The organism is Amycolatopsis minnesotensis (assembly GCF_039529815.1).
GTDB classification, from domain to species: domain Bacteria; phylum Actinomycetota; class Actinomycetes; order Mycobacteriales; family Pseudonocardiaceae; genus Amycolatopsis; species Amycolatopsis minnesotensis.
In genome coordinates, this window is sequence record NZ_BAAANN010000023.1 from 78,362 (window position 1) to 95,375 (window position 17,014).

The window sequence follows — 17,014 nt, forward strand, 5'->3', positions numbered from 1 at the left end:
TCGATGAACGGCTGGCGGCGTAAGGGCGCACGGGTGCTCGGCGGGTTCGACTCGCAGGAGGCCGCGGTGTTGCGCGGGTTCGTCAACCAGGTCGAGGACATGCTCAAGGCGCGCGCCGAAGAGGCACCGCAGGACGAGCTGTCCGAGCTCACCGGCATCCGCACCGGGCCGTCGGAGGGGCCGAACGACCCGGTGCTTTCGCGGCTGCTGCCGGACTTCCACAAGCTGGACCCGGACAACCCCACGAAGGAGGACATGGATTCGGCGGCGGCGCTGCGCTCGCTGCACGAGCCGGAGCTGCTGGACTCCAAGGTCGGCGTCGCCGCGGTCATCATGGAGACGCTGCCGAGGGACGGCGGCGAGGTGAAGCTGACCTTCGAGCAGGCCGACGCGTGGCTGTCCGCGCTCAACGACGTCAGGCTCGCGCTCGGCACCGCGCTCGACGTCACCGAGGACATGCCGGACGAGCTGCCGGACGACGATCCGCGCGCCCCGCACCTCGGCGTCTACCACTGGCTGACCTGGGTACAGGAGAGCCTCGTCCAAGCGCTCACGGAATGAACGCGATCACCGACGTGCCCGGCGTGCTCGTCGGGCACCACCAGCGCCTCGGCGACGGGTGGGCGAGCGGCACCACGGTCGTGCTCGTGCCCGGCGGCGCGACCGGCGCGGTCGACCAGCGCGGCGGCGCGCCGGGGACCCGCGAGACGAACCTGCTGGAGCCGGAAAACCTGGTGCGGACCGTGAACGCGGTGTGCCTGTCCGGCGGCAGCGCCTTCGGGCTCGCCGCGGCCGACGGCGTGATGCGCTGGCTCGACGAGCGGCACCTCGGCTTCCCGATCGGGGCGCTGCCGCACGAGGTGGTGCCGATCGTGCCCGGCGCGGTGCTGTTCGACCTGCCGCGAAGCGACTGGGGCAACCGCCCCGACGCGTCGTTCGGATACGCCGCGTGCGAGGCGGCGGGCCGGGAGTTCGCCAAGGGCACCGTCGGCGCGGGCACCGGGGCTGTGGTCGGCTCGCTCAAGGGCGGCATCGGCACCGCGAGCGAGGTCGTCGGCGAGTGCACCGTCGGCGCGATCGCCGCCGTCAACGCCTCGGGGGAGGCCGTCGACTTCACCACCGGGCGCGCGTTCGCCGCCGATCACGAAGTGGCGGGCGAGTTCGGCGTCACCTGGCCGGACCGGCCGGGATCGGTGCCCTCGGCCGCCACGGACCTGAACACCACGATCGGGGTGGTCGCGGTCGACGCGGCGCTGTCGAAGGCCGAATGCCGCCGTCTCGCGGTCGCCGCGCAGGACGGGCTCGTCCGCGCGGTGCGGCCGGCGCACACGATGTTCGACGGCGACACCGCGTTCGCACTGGCCACCGGCGCGCGGGAGCTGCCGGACGCGGACGCGCCGTTCGGCGTGGCGAGCAGGGCGGCCGCGCTGTCCGAGCTGTGCTCCGCGGCCGCGCGCGTGTTCACCAGGGCGATGGTGCACGGGCTGTTGTCGGCGACCTCGGCGGCGGGCGTGCCCGCCTACCGCGACGTCTGGCCGGAGGCCCGCCGCGAGTGGTGAGTGGGCGGTCTCACGATATGAACGCGCTGTGTCCACCACGTAAGATGTGCGGCGTGCTGCGCATCCGCCGTGAACTCGCCGACGAGATCGTCGCGCACGCCCGCCGGGATCACCCCGACGAGGCGTGCGGTGTCATCGCGGGGCCGGAAGGCTCCGACACCCCCGAGCGCTACATCCCGATGCTCAACGCGGCGCGCTCGCCGACGTTCTACGAGTTCGATTCCGGTGACCTGCTGAAGCTCTACCGGGAGATGAACGCCCGCGACGAGGTGCCCGTGGTGATCTACCACTCGCACACCGCCACCGAGGCGTATCCCTCCCGTACCGACGTGTCCTACGCCTCCGAGCCGGACGCGCACTACGTTCTCGTCTCGACCAGGGACCCCGAGCGGCACGAGTTCCGCTCGTACCGCATCGTGGACGGGGTCGTCACCGAAGAGCAGGTCGAGATCGAGGAATAACGCCCGTTCCCGAGGCGTCGCCACCTACAGCAACCCAAGCGGAGGTAACCCATGGCCGTGACCGTGTCCATCCCGACGATCCTGCGTACGCACACCGGCGGGGAGAAGTCCGTCGAGGCGAGCGGCAAGACCGTGCTCGAGGTGATCGACGACATCGAGTCCCGGCACGCCGGTCTGAAGGCGCGGCTGGTCAAGGAAGAGAAGCTGCACCGCTTCGTCAACGTCTACGTGAACGACGAGGACGTGCGGTTCTCCGGCGGGCTCGAAGCGGCGGTCAACGACGGCGACGAGCTGACCATCCTGCCCGCGGTCGCCGGCGGCGCGCGCTAGTCCCGTGGCCCGGTTCGAATCGCTCCTCGACACCCTCGGCAACACCCCGCTGGTCGGGCTGCCCCGGCTCTCCCCGACCGACTCCGTCCGGCTGTGGGCGAAGCTGGAGGACCGCAACCCGACCGGATCGGTCAAGGACCGGCCCGCGCTGCGGATGATCGAGGCCGCCGAACGCGAAGGCACCCTCCGCCGCGGGTCGACGATCCTGGAGCCGACCTCGGGCAACACCGGCATCTCGCTGGCCATGGCCGCGAAGCTCAAGGGCTACGGCCTGGTGTGCGTGATGCCGGAGAACACCTCCACCGAGCGCAAGCAGCTCCTGCAGGCCTACGGCGCGCGGATCGTGTTCTCCCCGGCGGCGGGCGGTTCGAACGAGGCCGTCCGCCGTGCGAAGGAGCTGGCCGGGCAGAACCCGGACTGGGTGATGCTCTACCAGTACGGCAACCCGGCCAACGCGGACGCGCACTACTCGGGCACCGGCCCCGAGCTGCTGAAGGACCTGCCGACGGTCACGCACTTCGTCGGCGGGCTCGGCACCACCGGCACCCTCGTCGGCGTCGGGCGGTACCTGCACGAGCACAAGCCCGGCGTGCAGATCATCGCCGCCGAGCCGCGCTACGGCGAACTCGTCTACGGCTTGCGCAACCTCGACGAAGGATTCGTGCCGGAGCTGTACGACCCCGAGGTCCTCACCGGGCGGTACTCGGTCGGCGCTTACGACGCGCTTCGGCGCACTCGTGAGCTGCTGGAGCACGAGGGCATCTTCGCCGGTATCTCCACCGGCGCCGTGCTGCACGCGGCGCTGGCCGTTGCCGAGAAGGCCGCGGCGAAGGGCGAGACGGCCGACGTCGCGTTCGTCGTCGCCGACGCCGGGTGGAAGTACCTTTCGACCGGGGCCTACAGCGGCTCGCTCGACGAGTCCGCCGAGCGCCTCGACGGCCAGCTCTGGGCCTGAGCGGGGGATTCAGGGTTTTCACCCGAGGCGAACCGGGCACCGCAGTCGTACCGTTGGTGAGGTGAGCACCTTGCCAGCACAGCCAGCCCCGTCCGGCGGTAAGCCCGCGCCCGCCGACACGGCGAAGCGGATCCTGCCCGCGAACCCGAAGGCGGCCGCGATCGTCGCGCTCGGCTTCACCCTGGTGCTCTACCTCGTCGAGCTCGTGGACGTGCTGGTGCCGGGCGACTTCACGCACGGCGGCATCGTGGCGCGCAGCCTGTCCGGCCTCGACGGCGTGATCTGGGCGCCGCTGCTGCACGCGGGCTGGGGGCACCTGCTCGGCAACACGATCCCGGTGCTGGTGTTCGCCTTCCTCGCGATGGCGGCGGGCATCGGGCGGTTCGCCGTGATCACCGCGATGATCTGGGTGATCGGCGGGCTCGGCGTGTGGCTCATCGGCCCGAACGCGCCCGCGGTGACCGTCGGCGCCTCCGGGCTCGCGTTCGGCTGGCTCGCGTTCCTGTTGGTGCGCGGCGTGTTCAACCGCGCGCTCGGGCAGATCGCGGTCGCGCTGGTGCTGCTCGTGCTGTGGGGCGGGATGCTGTGGGGCGTGCTGCCGGGCAACCCCGGGATCTCGTGGCAGGGGCACCTGTTCGGCGCGCTCGCCGGGGTGCTGGCCGCGTGGGTCGTGACGAAGACGGGGAAGTCCCGCGAGGCCAAGCCTGCCGGTAACCTCGGGGTGTGACTTCGCGGGACGCGCCGATCGGTGTCTTCGATTCCGGCGTCGGCGGCCTGACGGTCGCCAGGGCCATCCTCGACCAGCTCCCGGCGGAGTCGCTGCGCTACGTCGGGGACACCGCGCACAACCCCTACGGCCCGCTGCCCATCGCGCGGGCGAGGGAGCTGGCGCTGGCGGCACTCGACGAGCTCGTCGAATCGAACGTCAAGGCACTGGTCATCGCGTGCAACACCGCTTCGGCGGCCTGCCTGCGCGACGCGAGGGAGCGCTACGACGTGCCGGTGATCGAGGTCGTGCTCCCGGCGGTGCGCCGGGCCGTCGCCGCGACGCACAGCGGGCGGATCGGCGTGATCGGCACCGAGGGCACGGTCCGCTCCCGCGCCTACGACGACGCGTTCGCCGCGGCCACCGGCGTCACCGTGCACAGCGTCGCCTGCCACCGGTTCGTCGACTTCGTGGAGCGCGGCATCACCTCCGGCAGGCAGGTGCTGGGGCTCGCGCAGGGGTACCTCGAACCGCTGCTGCGCGCCGAGGTGGACACCCTCGTGCTCGGGTGCACGCACTACCCGCTGCTCACCGGCGTGCTGCAGATCGTGATGGGCCAGGACGTGACGCTCGTGTCCAGCGCGGAGGAGACCGCGAAGGACGTGGTGCGGGTGCTGACCGAGCTCGACCTGCTCGCCGACGGTGGCCGTCAGCCTCGGCACGAGTTCATCGCGACCGGGTCGGACGAGCCGTTTTCGAGGCTGGCCCGGCGCTTCATGGGATTCGGCCCCGGGGTGCTGACCGCGACGGCCACCTGAGACGTGACGCTCGTCTCGCGGACTGCGAAAGCCCCACCGGGCCCCGTCGCGCGTCTTGCCCGATCCGGTGCCGAGCAGGATCCCGGTTTTCCCAGCGCACACGAGGATTCCCGGCCCTGCGCAGTCCACTTCGGCCACTCCGGATGGCGGTACCGGTTGGTCGCTCCGGGTGTCCTGTCTCCCACCGGTACGTGATCCGGGCGGTGCCGACATAGGGTGTCGGGCGTGCGACTGACCATTCTCGGTTGTTCGGGAAGCATCCCCGGGCCCAACGCCGCCGCCTCGGGTTACCTGGTCGAGGCGGACGGATTCGTGCTCGGCCTGGAACTGGGGAACGGGACGCTCGCGAACCTGCAGACGTTCCGCGACCCGTTCGACCTCGACGCGCTGGTGCTCTCGCACCTGCATCCCGACCACTGCGCCGACGTCAGCGCGCTGGCCGTGCTGCGCCGCTACCACCCGTCGCCGCCGTACGACCGCAGGCCGCGGCACCTGCCGCTGTACGGTCCCGACGACGCGAAGGTCCGGCTCACCAACGCATTCGCGGCCAACGAGATCGAACGCGTGGAGACCGATCTTTCCGACGTGTTCGACTTCCGCGCGCTCACCGCGGGGCCGGTGGCGATCGGCCCGTTCTCGGTACGGGCGATCCGCGTCGACCATCCGACGCCCGCCTTCGGCCTCCGGATCGACCACGACGGCCTCGCGCTCGCCTACACCGGTGACACCGGCCCGTGCGCCGCGCTCGAAGAGCTCGCCGGCGGCGTGGACGTGCTGCTGGCCGAGGCGTCCTGGACGGACGCGCCGGACCGGCCGACCGGGGTCCACCTGTCGGGCAAGCAGGCGGGCAAGGCCGCGGCGCGGGCGGGCGTGCGCCGTCTGCTGCTGACCCATATCGCGCCGTGGACCGATCGTGACGCGGTATTGGCCGAGGCCGAGCGCGAGTTCCCCGGTGCCGCGCTCGTCGAGCAGGGTGCCGTCTACGACCTCTGAGAGTCCGTGAGGAAGTCCGCCGCCAGCGCCTCGGTGTAGGCGGCGAGCAGGGCGGCGGTCCGCACGGCACCGGCGGGCAGGTCGAACTGCGAGAGGCTGTAGGCGAGTTCGCAGCCGCGCCTGCTGGGCACGGGGGTGCTCACGTCGGTGAACCAGTCCAGGATGGTCAGCTGCTTCTGCACGCCGGGGCCGGGTCCGGGGGAAAGCGGGTCCAGCAACGGGACGCGGGAGCGCAGCGTGGCCCGGTAGAACTCGGAGAACTGGAAGAAGCGCTCCTCGACGCCGGTGGGCGGCACGCCGTGGACCACTTCGGCGAGGTAGACGCCGCGCTCGGTGGAGGCCTGCTCGGCTTCGCTCCACGCCTTGTCGTGCGCGGAGCGGGCGCGCAGGTCGCCGCGGGCCAGCCGGGTCAGGTAGCTCGCCCAGAGCGTCGAACCGGGGTTGCCGAAGGTGTCCGTGCCCTTGCCGGACGCGATCGCGATCCCGCGCTCGATGCCTTCGAGGATGCCGGTGTCCACATGCGACACCCAGCTGCCCGGCGCGCCGAGCCGCGCCGACTCGAAGAACTCGATGACGCCTTCGATGTTGCGCCAGCGGTGCGTGTAGCCGGGCACGACCTTCGCGGCTGGCCCCGAGGACATCGCGCGCACGAAGGTGAGCCGCTCGGGCATGGTCATCAGGTCGATCTCGGCGGCGGGGCAGTCGAGCGCCGCCGCGCAGGCTTCCGGTGTGCGCTCGGTGGCAACGGCGGGAGCGGACATTCCGGTCAGCGCGACCAGTGCGGCGATCGTGACCAGCAGGAACCTGCGATTTGGTGCCATTTCGACCCCCGGCGTCGGTGACGGATCTTCGACGGTAGCGCGCTGGCATGTGGTCAACAAGGTCCGACCGGAGTACCGATCGTGGCGGGTTCTAGAGTGCACGCGTGGTGCGAAAAGACGGCAGGAACGATGACCAGCTCCGCGACGTGAAGCTCACCCGCGGATTCCAGCAGTGGCCGGCGGGCTCGGTGCTCGTCGAGTTCGGCAACACGCGCGTGCTGTGCGCGGCCAGCGTCACCGAAGGGGTGCCGCGCTGGCGCTCGGGATCCGGCCTCGGCTGGGTCACCGCGGAGTACGCCATGCTGCCCTCGGCCACGAACACCCGCAGCGACCGCGAATCGGTCAAGGGCCGGATCGGCGGGCGCACGCACGAGATCTCGCGGCTGATCGGCCGCTCGCTGCGCGCGTGCATCGACCTCGCCGCGCTCGGCGAGAACACGATCGTGATCGACTGCGACGTGATCCAGGCCGACGGCGGCACCCGCACGGCCGCGATCACCGGCGGCTACGTCGCGCTCGCCGACGCCATCACCTGGCTCGGCGCGGCGAACCGGCTCGCCGACCCCAAGCCGCTCGCGACCTCGGTCTCGGCGATCAGCGTCGGCGTCGTCGACGGCAGGGTGCGGCTGGACCTGCCGTACGAGGAGGACTCGCGCGCCGAGGTCGACATGAACGTCGTCGCCACCGACACCGGCACGCTCATCGAGGTGCAGGGCACCGGCGAGGGCGCCACCTTCGCCAGGTCCACTTTGGACGCGATGCTGGACGTGGCGCTGGCCGGCTGCGAAGAGCTGACCCGCAAGCAGATCGCCGTGCTGGCCGAGCCGTACCCCGGCGAGCTGCCGGAGCCGAGGCCGAGGAAGTCGAAGGGAGCCAGGTGACCCGGCTGCTGCTCGCCTCGCGCAACGCGAAGAAGCTCGGCGAGCTGCGCCGGATCGTCGAGGCGGAGGGCCTGGCCGGGATCGAAGTGCTCGGCCTCGCCGACGTCGACGAGTTCGAAGAGGCCCCGGAAACCGCCCCCGACTTCGAAGGCAACGCACTCGCGAAGGCCCGCGACGCGGTGGCCGCCACCGGCCTGCCCTCGGTCGCCGACGACTCGGGCATCACCGTCGACGCGCTGAACGGCATGCCCGGCGTGCTCTCGGCGCGCTGGTCGGGCAGGCACGGTGACGACGAGGCGAACCTGGACCTGGTGCTCGCGCAGCTTTCGGACACCCCGGACGACCGCATGGGCGCCGCGTTCGTGTCCACGGTCGCGCTCGCCCACCCGGACGGCACCGAAACCGTGGTACGCGGCGAATGGCGCGGTCACCTGGTACGGGAACGCCGTGGCACCAACGGTTTCGGCTACGACCCGATCTTCGTCCCGGAAGGCGGGACGCGGACCTCGGCGGAACTTTCACCGTCCGAAAAGGACGCTGTTTCGCACCGAGGCCGCGCCCTTCGTCTCCTGGTACCGCACCTCCGCGCGCTAGCGGGCTAGCGGTTCCCGCGGGGCGATGGTCGCCGTTCGGCAGGTGTGCCAGATGTTGCCGAGCGGTCCTGGGATATCGGCTCGATAGCCCGCCGAGGTGAAGAACTTGATCCGGCCGCCTTCGTGCTCGGCACGGCATCCCGTGGAGATCGGCAGGCGCGCCGGCCCGTGAATAGTCCACATAGGACCCACGGGGATCCGCAGCCGATGCGGGCGCGGCGGAGGACGGGGTGGTCCTGAGTGTCAGCGCGGCAAGGAGCCCCGGTGAGCGACAGGATCGCACCCGGCGCCGTGACGGACCGCATCGCGAGTAGCAGCGCCAGGTGTGCTGGCTGAATGGGCAGGCTCGCCGAATCGGTGTTGCGGACCGTGGCAAAGGCGGCCTACTTTCTCGATAGGCCGCTTCTCCGATAGCGGCGGTCAACGGAAATATGCCATTCTGCCACTTGTTCTGGAGGATGTTCCATGCCTGCTGTGCACGGTGTCAAGCGTGTGGTTTCTGCCGCGATCGCCATCGGTGCCGCCACTTCGGCGGTGGTGCTGGCCGCCCCGTCCGCCTCCGCTGATTCAGGCGTGCTCACGGTCTGCTCACAGGGTGACTATTCGACCAAGGTGAGTTTTCCCGATCGGGGCGGAAGCAGTACTCCCGACGTGGCCCGCGGCGCCTGCCAGTCGTTCGGTGTCGGAGGCGGTTCGGCCGTAGAACGCATCGAAATCTGGGGTGTTCAATGGTCGGGAAACAGCGCCACGACGTTCCCCGTCGATTCGGGAAGCCTTCGCCCGAGCCGAGGCGGAAATGTGACCACCTACGGTAACATCAACGACCATTGGGCCATGGTTCCGCAAATCTGATATTCGCGAGGAACAATCCGGTGCGGCCGGCTCGAAACCGCACCGGATTCTTCGTCGGCGCGGACGCTCAGGCGGCCAGGTCGAGGTCCCGGAGCAGTTTCGCCACGTGGCCGGTGGCGCGCACGTTGTACTGCGCCTTCACGATCTTGCCGTCCGGGCCGACGACGAACGTCGAGCGGATCACGCCCTGCACGATGCGGCCGTAGTTCTTCTTCTCCCCGAACGCGGCCCACTCGGTGAGCACGGTCTTGTCCGGGTCGGACAGCAGCGGGAAGGTCAGCTCCTCCGCCTCGGCGAACTTCGCGAGCTTCTCCGGCTTGTCGGGCGAGATGCCCAGCACCCGGTACCCGGCGTCGTTGAGCTGGGCGAGGCTGTCCCGGAAGTCGCACGCCTGCTTGGTGCAGCCGGGGGTGCCCGCCGCCGGGTAGAAGTACACCACCACGTGCTCGCCCTTGAAGTCGGACAGGGACACCTTCGCGCCCGTGCTGTCCGGCAGGGTGAAGCCGGGTGCCTGGTCGCCTTCGGAAAGCCGCTGCTCGGTCATGGCCGCCAGCCTAGCGGCGGGCACCGACAAGTCAGGCGCGGCCGCAGTACTGCGCGATGTCCCCGCTCGCGGGGCTCGTCCGCAGCGCCAGCTTGAGCTGGGTGAGATCGGTCGGCATCGCGAAGGCCATGTTGAACCGGACGTCATGGCCGGGCAGGACGTCCTTGCCCGCGTCGACGATGCCGCTGAAGCCCTGCACCGCGTCGAGCACCTGCTTGGCCTGGATGCCGTCGACGGTGGCGTTCGCGGACAGCCCGGAGAGCCGGTACGGCTGGTGGCCTTCGTTGCGCACCACGATTTCGAACGCGACCGCGCGCTCGCTGTGCGGGTACGCGGCGTCGCTCGGCCGGAACGACCGCGGGGAAGAGACGGACACGGCGACGCCTTCGGAGAACCGGTAGGCGGAGCCGAACCGGACGTCGGTCCGCTTCGGCGCGGAGGCGACACCCTGCGGTACGGCCGTTTCACCACCGAAGCGTGCCGCCGCGCCGTCGGTCTGCGGCGTGGCGCCGCAGGCTCCGAGCGCGAGCAGCGCGCACACGATCAGCGCGTGCCTCGGGGTGCGCACAGGCACTGCTCCTCTTCACTGGTCACGGGGGCGGCTTTGGTCCATTCGGGGTAGGTACTTCGGCCGCGCGCTCCACTCTGGCGGCCCTTGCGCGCGGGAGCGAGCCGTGGCAGCAGGTTGAGGCGTAGCTGGTGTACGGCTGTGGCCGATCCGTGACCGTAAGGGCACTTGTGGTGACACCGGCACCCGAAGTGCCACTCAGGTGGCGAGCGCGAAGAAGAGGATGAACGCGCCGAGCCCGGCGAGCCAGGCGATCATGAGCCAGCCGAAGTCGCGCCACGGCGAGACGGTGCGGTTGTCCTCGCCGGGAACGTAGACGCCGCGGTGCTCGAACCAGTCGGCCCAGCGGCCGAGCAGCCCGCCGTTTCCGCCGCGCGCCATGACACCTCCACCCGACCCGTCACCAGGCCGTCACCCTACGCCAAAGGGCCTGCCTTGAACCGGTGCGCCCGGTGAGACTCGAACTCACACTGGCACGGACCTAAACCGTGTGCCTCTGCCAATTGGGCTACGGGCGCCGTCGGGGGAACGTCGCTGGGATTGTGACGTGGGGCGAGCCTAGCCGGTGCTCGGCGTGGCCGGTGCGCGGCCGTCATGGCCGTGATCTACCGTTGACGGCCTGCGAAGGCTTTGCTGGCAAGGAGGACCCGTGGCCCGCGACCCGGAGACCATCGAGCGCGAGATCGAGAAGGCGCGTGACGCGCTGGCTTCGACTCTCGACCAGCTCGGCACGAAGGCGAGCCCCAAGCGGCTCGCCGATTCGGCGAAGACCAGTGTGCTCGCGAAGCTGGAAGAGCCGAAGGTGAAGTACCCGCTCATCGGCATCGGCGCGCTCATCGGCGCGCTGTTGCTGCGCAAGCTGTTCCGCTGAGCCGTCCGGTCCCGCCGCGGGGTGTCAGGCCCTCGCGGCGGGCGGGGTGGCGGCCTTCGCCATGGCCACCGAGCCGCTCGGCGCGCCGAGCTGGCTCGCGGGCTGCCCGCCGAGCGCGCTGACGCCGGCGAACTTGCCGTTGCTGGCGAGCGAGTCGAGCTTGGCCTTGTCGGTCGCCTGCTCCGCCTTCGTCTCCGTCTCCGCTTCGGCCTTCGCGGGCTCTTCGGCCTCCGGCGCCGCGGTCTCGGCCCCAGGTGCCTTCTCGCCCGCGTCCGCCTTCGCCTTGACCGGTTCCGCCGGGGTGTCCGGGCCGGTTTCGTCCGCGTCCGGCTCGGACTCGGCGGTTTCGGCGGACTCCGCCTGCTCCGCTGAGCTGTCCTCGCTGGTCAGCGGGGTCGGCTCCGGTTTGGTCAGCCGTGCGGTCATGTAGGCCGTGGTGAACTCGAGCGCGCTGCCGTTGAGCAGATGCACGACCGTTGCCTTGCCTTCGGGCACGAGCTGCTCGACGAGCTGGTCCACCCGGTCTCGGGCCGCGATGATGCCGGGCGCCTTCGCGGTCAGCTTCTTGCCGAGCCCGGCGACGGTGATCGCCCACTCGTCGTCTTCCTGCGCGTAGATGGCCGTGATCGGTTCCACCATGGGTCTCACCCTCCCTGACGACAGCATCCTCCACTGGTATGGAGTCCCTCACCGCCGTCTCGTGACGCCGAATCGCGATTGACCCGATCGGGTGTGCCTGAGCCGCCGTTCTGTCGAACTGCCTTCAGGGTCTATCGATACATCATCACGACTCTGTGTCACAAGCGATCCGCGGAAATGTGCTGTGCGTGACGACCGGATGGCCTAATGCACGCGCATTTTCACGGGCGTTCACTCGATGGTGCCGAAGCGCGCCGCGCGAGGCCGCCCCACAGCAGGTCCATGGCGTACTCGGTCGCCTGCTCGGGGGTCACCTCATCGTGTCGTTCGCACCAGATCGCCAACCGTTCGCATGCTCCGACGACGACTTCCGCCGTCGCTTCCACCGCGAACGAGGGGCCGCCGTCGAAGTAGGTCGACATCAGCGCCGCGATGAGATCGGTCTGCTGGCGCCGCGTCTCCTCGATGCCGTCCGCCGCCGGCGTGCCGATCAGGGCCATCTCGTGCCGGAGCAGGGACCACGACTCGCGGCGCTCCCTGATGAACGAGAAGAACGCGCCAAGCCCGCGGCGAAGGGCCTCCTCCGCGGTCGACGCGCCGACCACAGCCTGTTCGGTCACCTGCCGCAACTCGGCCCGTGACTGGCCGATGCACGCGAGGAGCAGGCCTTCCTTCGAGTTGAAGTACTCGTACAGCATCGGTTTCGACACGCCGACCCGTTCGGCGATCTCGTCCATCGACGCCGCGAGGTACCCGCGTTCGGAGAACACGGCCTCCGCGATCGCGATCATCTGCTGCTCGCGCTCGGCTCTCGGCATGCGCTTGCGGCGCGCGGGCGCGGGCGCGGGCGCGGCGGGAGTGTCTCCGGTGGGGCTCACGGAGTCAACTCTACCGGAAGTAACCTACTATGAGTAAGATGGACTTCGAGTAACACCAACCAGCGGGCGAAGGGCGAGCAGATGGGCAAGCGGACCGAGACCGAGGTCGTCATCGTCGGTACCGGCTTTTCCGGCCTCGGCATGGCGATCAAGCTGCGCAAAGAGGGCCGCGAAGACTTCGTCGTACTCGAAAAGGCGGACGAGGTCGGCGGGACCTGGCGCGACAACACCTATCCCGGGTGCGCCTGCGACATCCAGTCGCACATGTACTCGTTCTCGTTCGAGCAGAACCCGGACTGGACGAGGTCGTACTCGCCGCAGCCCGAGATCTGGCAGTACATGCGCGGTGTCGCCGCGAAGCACGAGCTGTACCCCTACATCCGCTTCGGCCAGGAGATGACCGGGGCGCGCTGGGACGCCGACGAACAGCGCTGGCACATCACCACGAAGAACGGCGACGAGTTCGTTTCCCGGTTCCTCACGCTCGGCGTCGGCGCGCTGCACCTGCCGCAGATCCCGCGGCTTCCCGGGATCGAGAAGTTCGAAGGCGCCGCCTTCCACTCGGCCCAGTGGGACCACGACGTCGACCTGCGCGGCAAGCGGGTCGCGGTGGTCGGCACCGGGGCCAGCGCGGTCCAGTTCGTGCCGCGGATCGCGAAGGACGTCGAGCGGCTGCACCTGTTCCAGCGCACGCCGCCGTGGATCATGCCGAAGCCGGACTTCGCGATGCCGGGCTGGGCGAAGGCGCTGTTCGCGAAGGTTCCCGGCACCCAGCGGCTCTACCGCGACGCGCTGTACTGGATGCTCGAAGCGCGCGCGATCGGGTTCAACGGCCACCCCGGCGTGATGAAGCTCGGCCAGCTCCTCGCGAAGCGGAACATCAACCGCGGCGTCAAGGACCGCGAGCTGCGCGGCAAGGTCACGCCCGACTACACCATGGGCTGCAAGCGGGTGCTGATCTCCAACGACTACTACCCGGCGCTGGCCCGCGACAACGTCGACGTGATCACCGACGGCGTCACCGAGGTGCGCGAGCGCAGCGTCGTCGACGGCGCTGGCGTCGAGCACGAGGTCGACGCGATCATCTACGGCACCGGGTTCCACGTCACCGACGCCTTCGACGATCTCGAGGTCACCGGTGTGGACGGGCGCAACCTCGGCAAGGAGTGGTCGAGCGAGGGGATGCGGACGCACCTCGGCATCACCGTGTCCGGGTTCCCGAACCTGTTCTTCCTGCTCGGGCCGAATACCGGGCTCGGCCACAACTCGGTGGTGTTCATGATCGAGTCGCAGATCTCCTACGTCGCCGAGGCCATGCGGCTCGTCGAGTCGTCCGGCGCGGCCGCACTCGACACGCGCGAAGAGGCGCAGGACCGGTTCAACGCCGAGATCCAGGAAAAGCTCGAGAAGGGCATCTGGACGCAGGGCGGCTGCAAGAGCTGGTACCTCGACGCGAAGGGCGTCAACCGGACCATCTGGCCGGGCTTCACCTGGCGCTACTGGCTGCAGACCCGCAAGGTCGACTCCGCCGCCTACGACCTGGTCGGCCGGTCGGAGTGAGCCCGGCGGCCACCGTGGTGAGGCGGCCTCGGATGCCCCGAAGGGCGCCTTCGGGGCATCCGAGGCCGCGAGGGGCGCCTTCAGGGCATGGGTGTGGCTGTGTCGTATGTCGTGAGGGGTGAGTTTGTGGCGTCAGATTCCCTGAAGGCGTCCTTCGGGGACTGGTGCTGGGATCTCGCGGCTCTTTTTGTTTCTGTGCTGGTGCCCCGGAGGGTTTTCAGCGGCGTGAGTGTCGCGGATCTGGTCTTCGCGGGGTCTGCTCTGCTCCGGGCCGGATGCCCTGAAGGGGCCCTTGGGGGAATCTGATGCCGCGAGGGGCGCCTTCAGGGCATGGGTGTGGCTGTGTCGTATGTCGTGAGGGGCGAGATTGTGGCGTCAGATTCCCTGAAGGGGCCCTTGGGGGGATCCGAGGCCGCGAGGGGTGCCTTCAGGGCATGAGCAACTCCCGCCCCGCCCGCTCGCCCGCTCGCGTGGTGACAACTACCCGCGTCAGAAGTCCCTGATGGCCACCATGGCGGCGAACAGTGCCGTCATGGTGGCCATCAGGGTCGGGCGGCGCGGTGCCCTGGCGGTGGTCTGGGTGCCGCTCACATGTCGCGGAGGCGGGCGGCCAGGTCGGCGGCAGTGATACCGCACAGCTCGGCCATTCGCTCGATCGCGCTGGCGTCGAGCTGGACGTCGCCGGAGCCGGGATCGGGATGGGTCCGCAGCCGGTCCTGCGCCCACCGGCGCAGGGGCACCAGCTCGGGCTGGCGGTCGGCCACCACCTTCGCGAGGTCGATTCTGAGCCTGCCCGGCTCGTCGGTGAACACCCGGCGGTGCACCTTCGCCAGCAGGTCCTGCGGCAGTTCGTCCATCGCGACGCACAGTTCGACGAGCCGGACGACCGAGCACTGGCGCGTGCCGAGTTCGTAGGTGGCGAGCGTCTGCAGCGAGATCTCGCTCTGCAGGTGCTCGTTGAGCTCCTTGCGTGTCCAGCCGCGCTTGCGGCGCAGCTTGCGGAGCTCCTCCCCGAGGATCCGCTGGTAGGTGTCGCCGTTGATGCGCACGCCTTGTCCCCTGCTCTGCCTCCGCTCACATTCGGGCGCCGGCAGTTCCGGGTGAATGCGAGAGCTACTCATACGTATGAAAGTCACGAGCAAGGCAGCTCTTACGCGACTTCGGGCGATTTTCCCTGAGATTGCCCGTGCGTTGCGCCGAATGGGGTAACGAAGCTGGTGCTTCTGGCCCTCAGTTGACGCAGGTGACGCCGTCGGCGGTGATCGGCTTCCCCGGGTCCGGGGTCGGGGCCTGCTCCGCGGCCTGCGAAGACGGCGACGACTGGGTTGTCCGCGACGGCTTCGAGGACATGGCGCCGTCCGCCCCGCCCCCGGGGTAGTCGGCGCCGAGCAGCACCGTGAGGTGGCCCTTGAGCACCGAGGTGTCCTGCTCGGTCGGGATCCCGTTGAGCGCGGCCGAGGCCGCCTGCGCCGCGGCCTGGCCACCGGCGGCGTACTGGATGATGCTGGTCTTGCGCGAAGCCGCCGTCGACGTGTCACCCGCGGTGAAGCCCTTGCCGGTCAGCGTCTGCGAGACGCTGGCCGCCAGCCCGTCCCGCTTGGTGGCATTGCGCACGTCCGCGGTGATGCCCTTGGCGGCACCGGGGTCCGGCGCGGCCTGCTTCTGCTCGCCGGGCGGCGGGCCGGTGAGGCCCTGCACGAAGTTGTGCACCTGGGACGGGTCGACCTGGATCGCGGACCCGTCCTCGGGGGTGTTGTAGTCCATGTTGACCACCGGGATGGTGCGGAACTCCAGCTGCCCGCCGGTGAGGCCCTTGAGCTGCTGGGCGAAGCTGATGATGTCCCAGCCCGCGTTGAGCACCACGGACTTCTGGATGGCCGAGGTCAGCGAGCTGAGCTTCGACGGGTCGGTCAGCGTGCCAGCGGAGAGCACCTTCTTCGCCAGCCCCGCCATGAACACCTGCTGGCGCACGACCCGGTCGAGGTCGCCGCGGGGGAGGCCGTGCCGCTGGCGGACGAACGCGAGCGCGTCGGCGCCCTCGACGGCCTGCGGGCCCGCCTTGAAGTCCGCGCCCGAGTACGAGTCGTTGACGGCCTTGTTGAGGCAGACGTCGACGCCGCCGATGGCCTTGGTCACGTCGCTGAAGCCGAGCAGGTTGATCGCCGCGTAATTGTCGATGGTCGAGCCGGTGAGCTTCTCGACGGTCGAGATGAGCTCCTTCGCGCCCGCCTGGTTGCTCTGCAGCTCGAGATCCCTGGGGTCGCTGACGCCCTTCGACTTCAGCTCGTTGAACGCGGTGGCCTTCGCGCGGGCGTAGGCCGAGTTGATCTTGTGCTTGCCGTAGCCGGGGATCTCGACGTAGGAGTCGCGCGGCAGCGAGATCGCGACGGCCTTGCTGCCGTCGTTGGGGATGTGCACGAAGATCAGGGTGTCGGTGTTCAGCTCGCCGTCGGACACCCCGGCCCGCAGTTCGGCGAGCAGTTCCTTGGACAGCGGGTTGCCCTGCGCGTCCGTGCGGCTGTCGAGGCCGACCAGCAGGATGTCCCGCGCGCCGTCGGCCGGTTTGTCGCCGCCGCCTCCCGCGTTGATCACATCGGTCGTGCTCAGCCCGCTGACCAGGCCCTGCATCGCGGCCCACGCGTAGCCGGTGAGGCCCATGACGACGACGGAGATGAACGCGAGCGCGACCTTGGCGCCGCGCCAGCGGCTTCGGCGCTGTGGCGGCGCGGGCTGGGGGCGAGGCGGCGCCGGGCGCCGGGGCGGTTCGGCTCCGGCGGCGCGCCGGCCACCCGCTCGCGGTGGCTGTGGCGGTGGTGATGCCGGACGCCGCCGTGGTGGCTCACCGCGGGGAGGGGCGCCGGAAGGGCCGGGGGCCTGCGAGTACCGGGTGCGGGGCGCGGGGTCCTGCGACGGTCCTTGCCAGGGCCGGGACGGGCGTCCTTGCCCGCGGCCGTCACGTGGTGGGTGCTCCACGGCCACTCCTTC

At 70.1% G+C, this 17,014-nt stretch carries 20 protein-coding genes, 1 tRNA gene and 1 pseudogene; 13 read left to right on the forward strand and 9 right to left on the reverse strand.

What is annotated here, in order from left to right; all coding sequences use genetic code 11:
- The first annotated feature begins 3 nt into the window (after positions 1 to 3).
- The 8 genes from ABD256_RS26920 (at position 4) to ABD256_RS26955 (ending at position 5,822) form a co-directional block, all read left to right on the forward strand.
- Complete coding sequence (locus tag ABD256_RS26920; protein ID WP_344424653.1) at positions 4 to 561, forward strand: DUF2017 domain-containing protein; 558 nt, start codon at positions 4 to 6, stop codon at positions 559 to 561.
- Positions 558 to 1,559 (forward strand): P1 family peptidase, encoded by a 1,002-nt coding sequence (locus ABD256_RS26925; RefSeq protein ID WP_344424657.1) that lies wholly within the window; start codon positions 558 to 560, stop codon positions 1,557 to 1,559. Before ABD256_RS26920 ends, ABD256_RS26925 begins: the two co-directional genes overlap by 4 nt.
- A 53-nt stretch (positions 1,560 to 1,612) precedes the next feature.
- The gene (locus tag ABD256_RS26930) at positions 1,613 to 2,020 is read left to right on the forward strand and encodes a M67 family metallopeptidase (RefSeq protein ID WP_344424660.1); all 408 of its coding nucleotides are present in this window, start codon (positions 1,613 to 1,615) and stop codon (positions 2,018 to 2,020) included.
- Positions 2,021 to 2,071: 51 nt separating this feature from the next.
- A complete protein-coding gene (locus ABD256_RS26935; protein ID WP_344424663.1) occupies positions 2,072 to 2,350 on the forward strand; it encodes a MoaD/ThiS family protein in 279 nt (92 codons plus the stop codon).
- Between the two features lie 4 nt (positions 2,351 to 2,354).
- The gene (locus ABD256_RS26940) at positions 2,355 to 3,305 is read left to right on the forward strand and encodes a PLP-dependent cysteine synthase family protein (protein WP_344424666.1); all 951 of its coding nucleotides are present in this window, start codon (positions 2,355 to 2,357) and stop codon (positions 3,303 to 3,305) included.
- 70 nt (positions 3,306 to 3,375) lie between these two features.
- Complete coding sequence (locus ABD256_RS26945; protein WP_344424872.1) at positions 3,376 to 4,032, forward strand: rhomboid family intramembrane serine protease; 657 nt, start codon at positions 3,376 to 3,378, stop codon at positions 4,030 to 4,032.
- Positions 4,029 to 4,829, forward strand: coding sequence for a glutamate racemase (gene murI, locus ABD256_RS26950; RefSeq protein WP_344424669.1), 801 nt, complete (start codon positions 4,029 to 4,031; stop codon positions 4,827 to 4,829). Before ABD256_RS26945 ends, murI begins: the two co-directional genes overlap by 4 nt.
- Before the next feature lie 225 nt (positions 4,830 to 5,054).
- Positions 5,055 to 5,822 (forward strand): MBL fold metallo-hydrolase, encoded by a 768-nt coding sequence (locus ABD256_RS26955; RefSeq protein ID WP_344424672.1) that lies wholly within the window; start codon positions 5,055 to 5,057, stop codon positions 5,820 to 5,822.
- On the opposite strand, the gene ABD256_RS26960 is transcribed toward ABD256_RS26955, so the two are convergent.
- Positions 5,810 to 6,643 (reverse strand): hypothetical protein, encoded by an 834-nt coding sequence (locus ABD256_RS26960; protein ID WP_344424675.1) that lies wholly within the window; start codon positions 6,641 to 6,643, stop codon positions 5,810 to 5,812. The genes ABD256_RS26955 and ABD256_RS26960 overlap by 13 nt on opposite strands.
- Positions 6,644 to 6,747: 104 nt before the next feature.
- Here ABD256_RS26960 and rph point away from each other — a divergent pair, with 104 nt between their 5' ends.
- The 3 genes from rph to ABD256_RS26975 all read left to right on the forward strand — a co-directional run bounded on the left by rph (position 6,748) and on the right by ABD256_RS26975 (position 8,969).
- Positions 6,748 to 7,524, forward strand: coding sequence for a ribonuclease PH (rph, locus tag ABD256_RS26965; RefSeq protein ID WP_344424678.1), 777 nt, complete (start codon positions 6,748 to 6,750; stop codon positions 7,522 to 7,524).
- Positions 7,521 to 8,126, forward strand: coding sequence for an RdgB/HAM1 family non-canonical purine NTP pyrophosphatase (gene rdgB, locus ABD256_RS26970; RefSeq protein WP_344424681.1), 606 nt, complete (start codon positions 7,521 to 7,523; stop codon positions 8,124 to 8,126). Before rph ends, rdgB begins: the two co-directional genes overlap by 4 nt.
- Before the next feature lie 456 nt (positions 8,127 to 8,582).
- Positions 8,583 to 8,969 (forward strand): hypothetical protein, encoded by a 387-nt coding sequence (locus ABD256_RS26975; RefSeq protein ID WP_344424684.1) that lies wholly within the window; start codon positions 8,583 to 8,585, stop codon positions 8,967 to 8,969.
- Between the two features lie 67 nt (positions 8,970 to 9,036).
- Here ABD256_RS26975 and bcp read toward each other — a convergent pair whose 3' ends face one another.
- The 4 genes from bcp to ABD256_RS26995 form a co-directional block, all read right to left on the reverse strand.
- Positions 9,037 to 9,513 carry a thioredoxin-dependent thiol peroxidase gene (gene bcp / locus ABD256_RS26980; protein WP_344424687.1) on the reverse strand — a complete coding sequence of 159 codons (477 nt, stop codon included), beginning with the start codon at positions 9,511 to 9,513 and terminating at the stop codon, positions 9,037 to 9,039.
- Between the two features lie 31 nt (positions 9,514 to 9,544).
- Positions 9,545 to 10,081, reverse strand: a complete 537-nt coding sequence (locus ABD256_RS26985; RefSeq protein ID WP_344424689.1) for a hypothetical protein — start codon at positions 10,079 to 10,081, stop codon at positions 9,545 to 9,547.
- A 198-nt stretch (positions 10,082 to 10,279) separates the two neighbouring features.
- On the reverse strand, positions 10,280 to 10,462 hold the full coding sequence (locus ABD256_RS26990) for a hypothetical protein (protein ID WP_344424692.1): 183 nt from the start codon (positions 10,460 to 10,462) through the stop codon (positions 10,280 to 10,282).
- 63 nt (positions 10,463 to 10,525) lie between these two features.
- Positions 10,526 to 10,599: transfer RNA gene (locus tag ABD256_RS26995), tRNA-Leu, on the reverse strand.
- 131 nt (positions 10,600 to 10,730) lie between these two features.
- Here ABD256_RS26995 and ABD256_RS27000 point away from each other — a divergent pair.
- Positions 10,731 to 10,952, forward strand: coding sequence for a DUF3618 domain-containing protein (locus ABD256_RS27000; RefSeq protein WP_215542214.1), 222 nt, complete (start codon positions 10,731 to 10,733; stop codon positions 10,950 to 10,952).
- Positions 10,953 to 11,339: 387 nt separating this feature from the next.
- On the opposite strand, the pseudogene ABD256_RS44495 reads toward ABD256_RS27000, so the two are convergent.
- Together ABD256_RS44495 and ABD256_RS27010 are read right to left on the reverse strand one after the other, a co-directional pair.
- Positions 11,340 to 11,591 (reverse strand): annotated as a pseudogene (locus ABD256_RS44495) (hypothetical protein); the annotation flags it as partial.
- 221 nt (positions 11,592 to 11,812) lie between these two features.
- The gene (locus ABD256_RS27010; RefSeq protein ID WP_344424875.1) at positions 11,813 to 12,409 is read right to left on the reverse strand and encodes a TetR/AcrR family transcriptional regulator; all 597 of its coding nucleotides are present in this window, start codon (positions 12,407 to 12,409) and stop codon (positions 11,813 to 11,815) included.
- A gap of 141 nt (positions 12,410 to 12,550) precedes the next feature.
- Here ABD256_RS27010 and ABD256_RS27015 point away from each other — a divergent pair, with 141 nt between their 5' ends.
- Positions 12,551 to 14,029 carry a flavin-containing monooxygenase gene (locus tag ABD256_RS27015; protein WP_344424703.1) on the forward strand — a complete coding sequence of 493 codons (1,479 nt, stop codon included), beginning with the start codon at positions 12,551 to 12,553 and terminating at the stop codon, positions 14,027 to 14,029.
- Positions 14,030 to 14,616: 587 nt separating this feature from the next.
- Here the strand turns inward: ABD256_RS27015 and ABD256_RS27020 are convergent.
- Positions 14,617 to 15,078, reverse strand: a complete 462-nt coding sequence (locus ABD256_RS27020) for a helix-turn-helix transcriptional regulator (RefSeq protein ID WP_344424706.1) — start codon at positions 15,076 to 15,078, stop codon at positions 14,617 to 14,619.
- Between the two features lie 181 nt (positions 15,079 to 15,259).
- Positions 15,260 to 17,002 carry an LCP family protein gene (locus ABD256_RS27025; protein WP_486303469.1) on the reverse strand — a complete coding sequence of 581 codons (1,743 nt, stop codon included), beginning with the start codon at positions 17,000 to 17,002 and terminating at the stop codon, positions 15,260 to 15,262.
- Between the last annotated feature and the right edge of the window lie 12 nt (positions 17,003 to 17,014).

What these genes read in the sequence shown, in the direction of transcription:
- ABD256_RS26960 (WP_344424675.1), bottom strand. Translation starts at nt 6,643, where the DNA reads ATGGCACCAAATCGCAGGTTCCTGCTGGTCACGATCGCCGCACTGGTC.
- ABD256_RS27015 (WP_344424703.1), top strand. Translation starts at nt 12,551, where the DNA reads ATGGGCAAGCGGACCGAGACCGAGGTCGTCATCGTCGGTACCGGCTTT.
- ABD256_RS26975 (WP_344424684.1), top strand. Translation starts at nt 8,583, where the DNA reads ATGCCTGCTGTGCACGGTGTCAAGCGTGTGGTTTCTGCCGCGATCGCC.
- bcp (WP_344424687.1), bottom strand. Translation starts at nt 9,513, where the DNA reads ATGACCGAGCAGCGGCTTTCCGAAGGCGACCAGGCACCCGGCTTCACC.
- ABD256_RS26925 (WP_344424657.1), top strand. Translation starts at nt 558, where the DNA reads ATGAACGCGATCACCGACGTGCCCGGCGTGCTCGTCGGGCACCACCAG.
- ABD256_RS26935 (WP_344424663.1), top strand. Translation starts at nt 2,072, where the DNA reads ATGGCCGTGACCGTGTCCATCCCGACGATCCTGCGTACGCACACCGGC.
- ABD256_RS27010 (WP_344424875.1), bottom strand. Translation starts at nt 12,409, where the DNA reads ATGCCGAGAGCCGAGCGCGAGCAGCAGATGATCGCGATCGCGGAGGCC.
- ABD256_RS26920 (WP_344424653.1), top strand. Translation starts at nt 4, where the DNA reads ATGAACGGCTGGCGGCGTAAGGGCGCACGGGTGCTCGGCGGGTTCGAC.
- ABD256_RS26990 (WP_344424692.1), bottom strand. Translation starts at nt 10,462, where the DNA reads ATGGCGCGCGGCGGAAACGGCGGGCTGCTCGGCCGCTGGGCCGACTGG.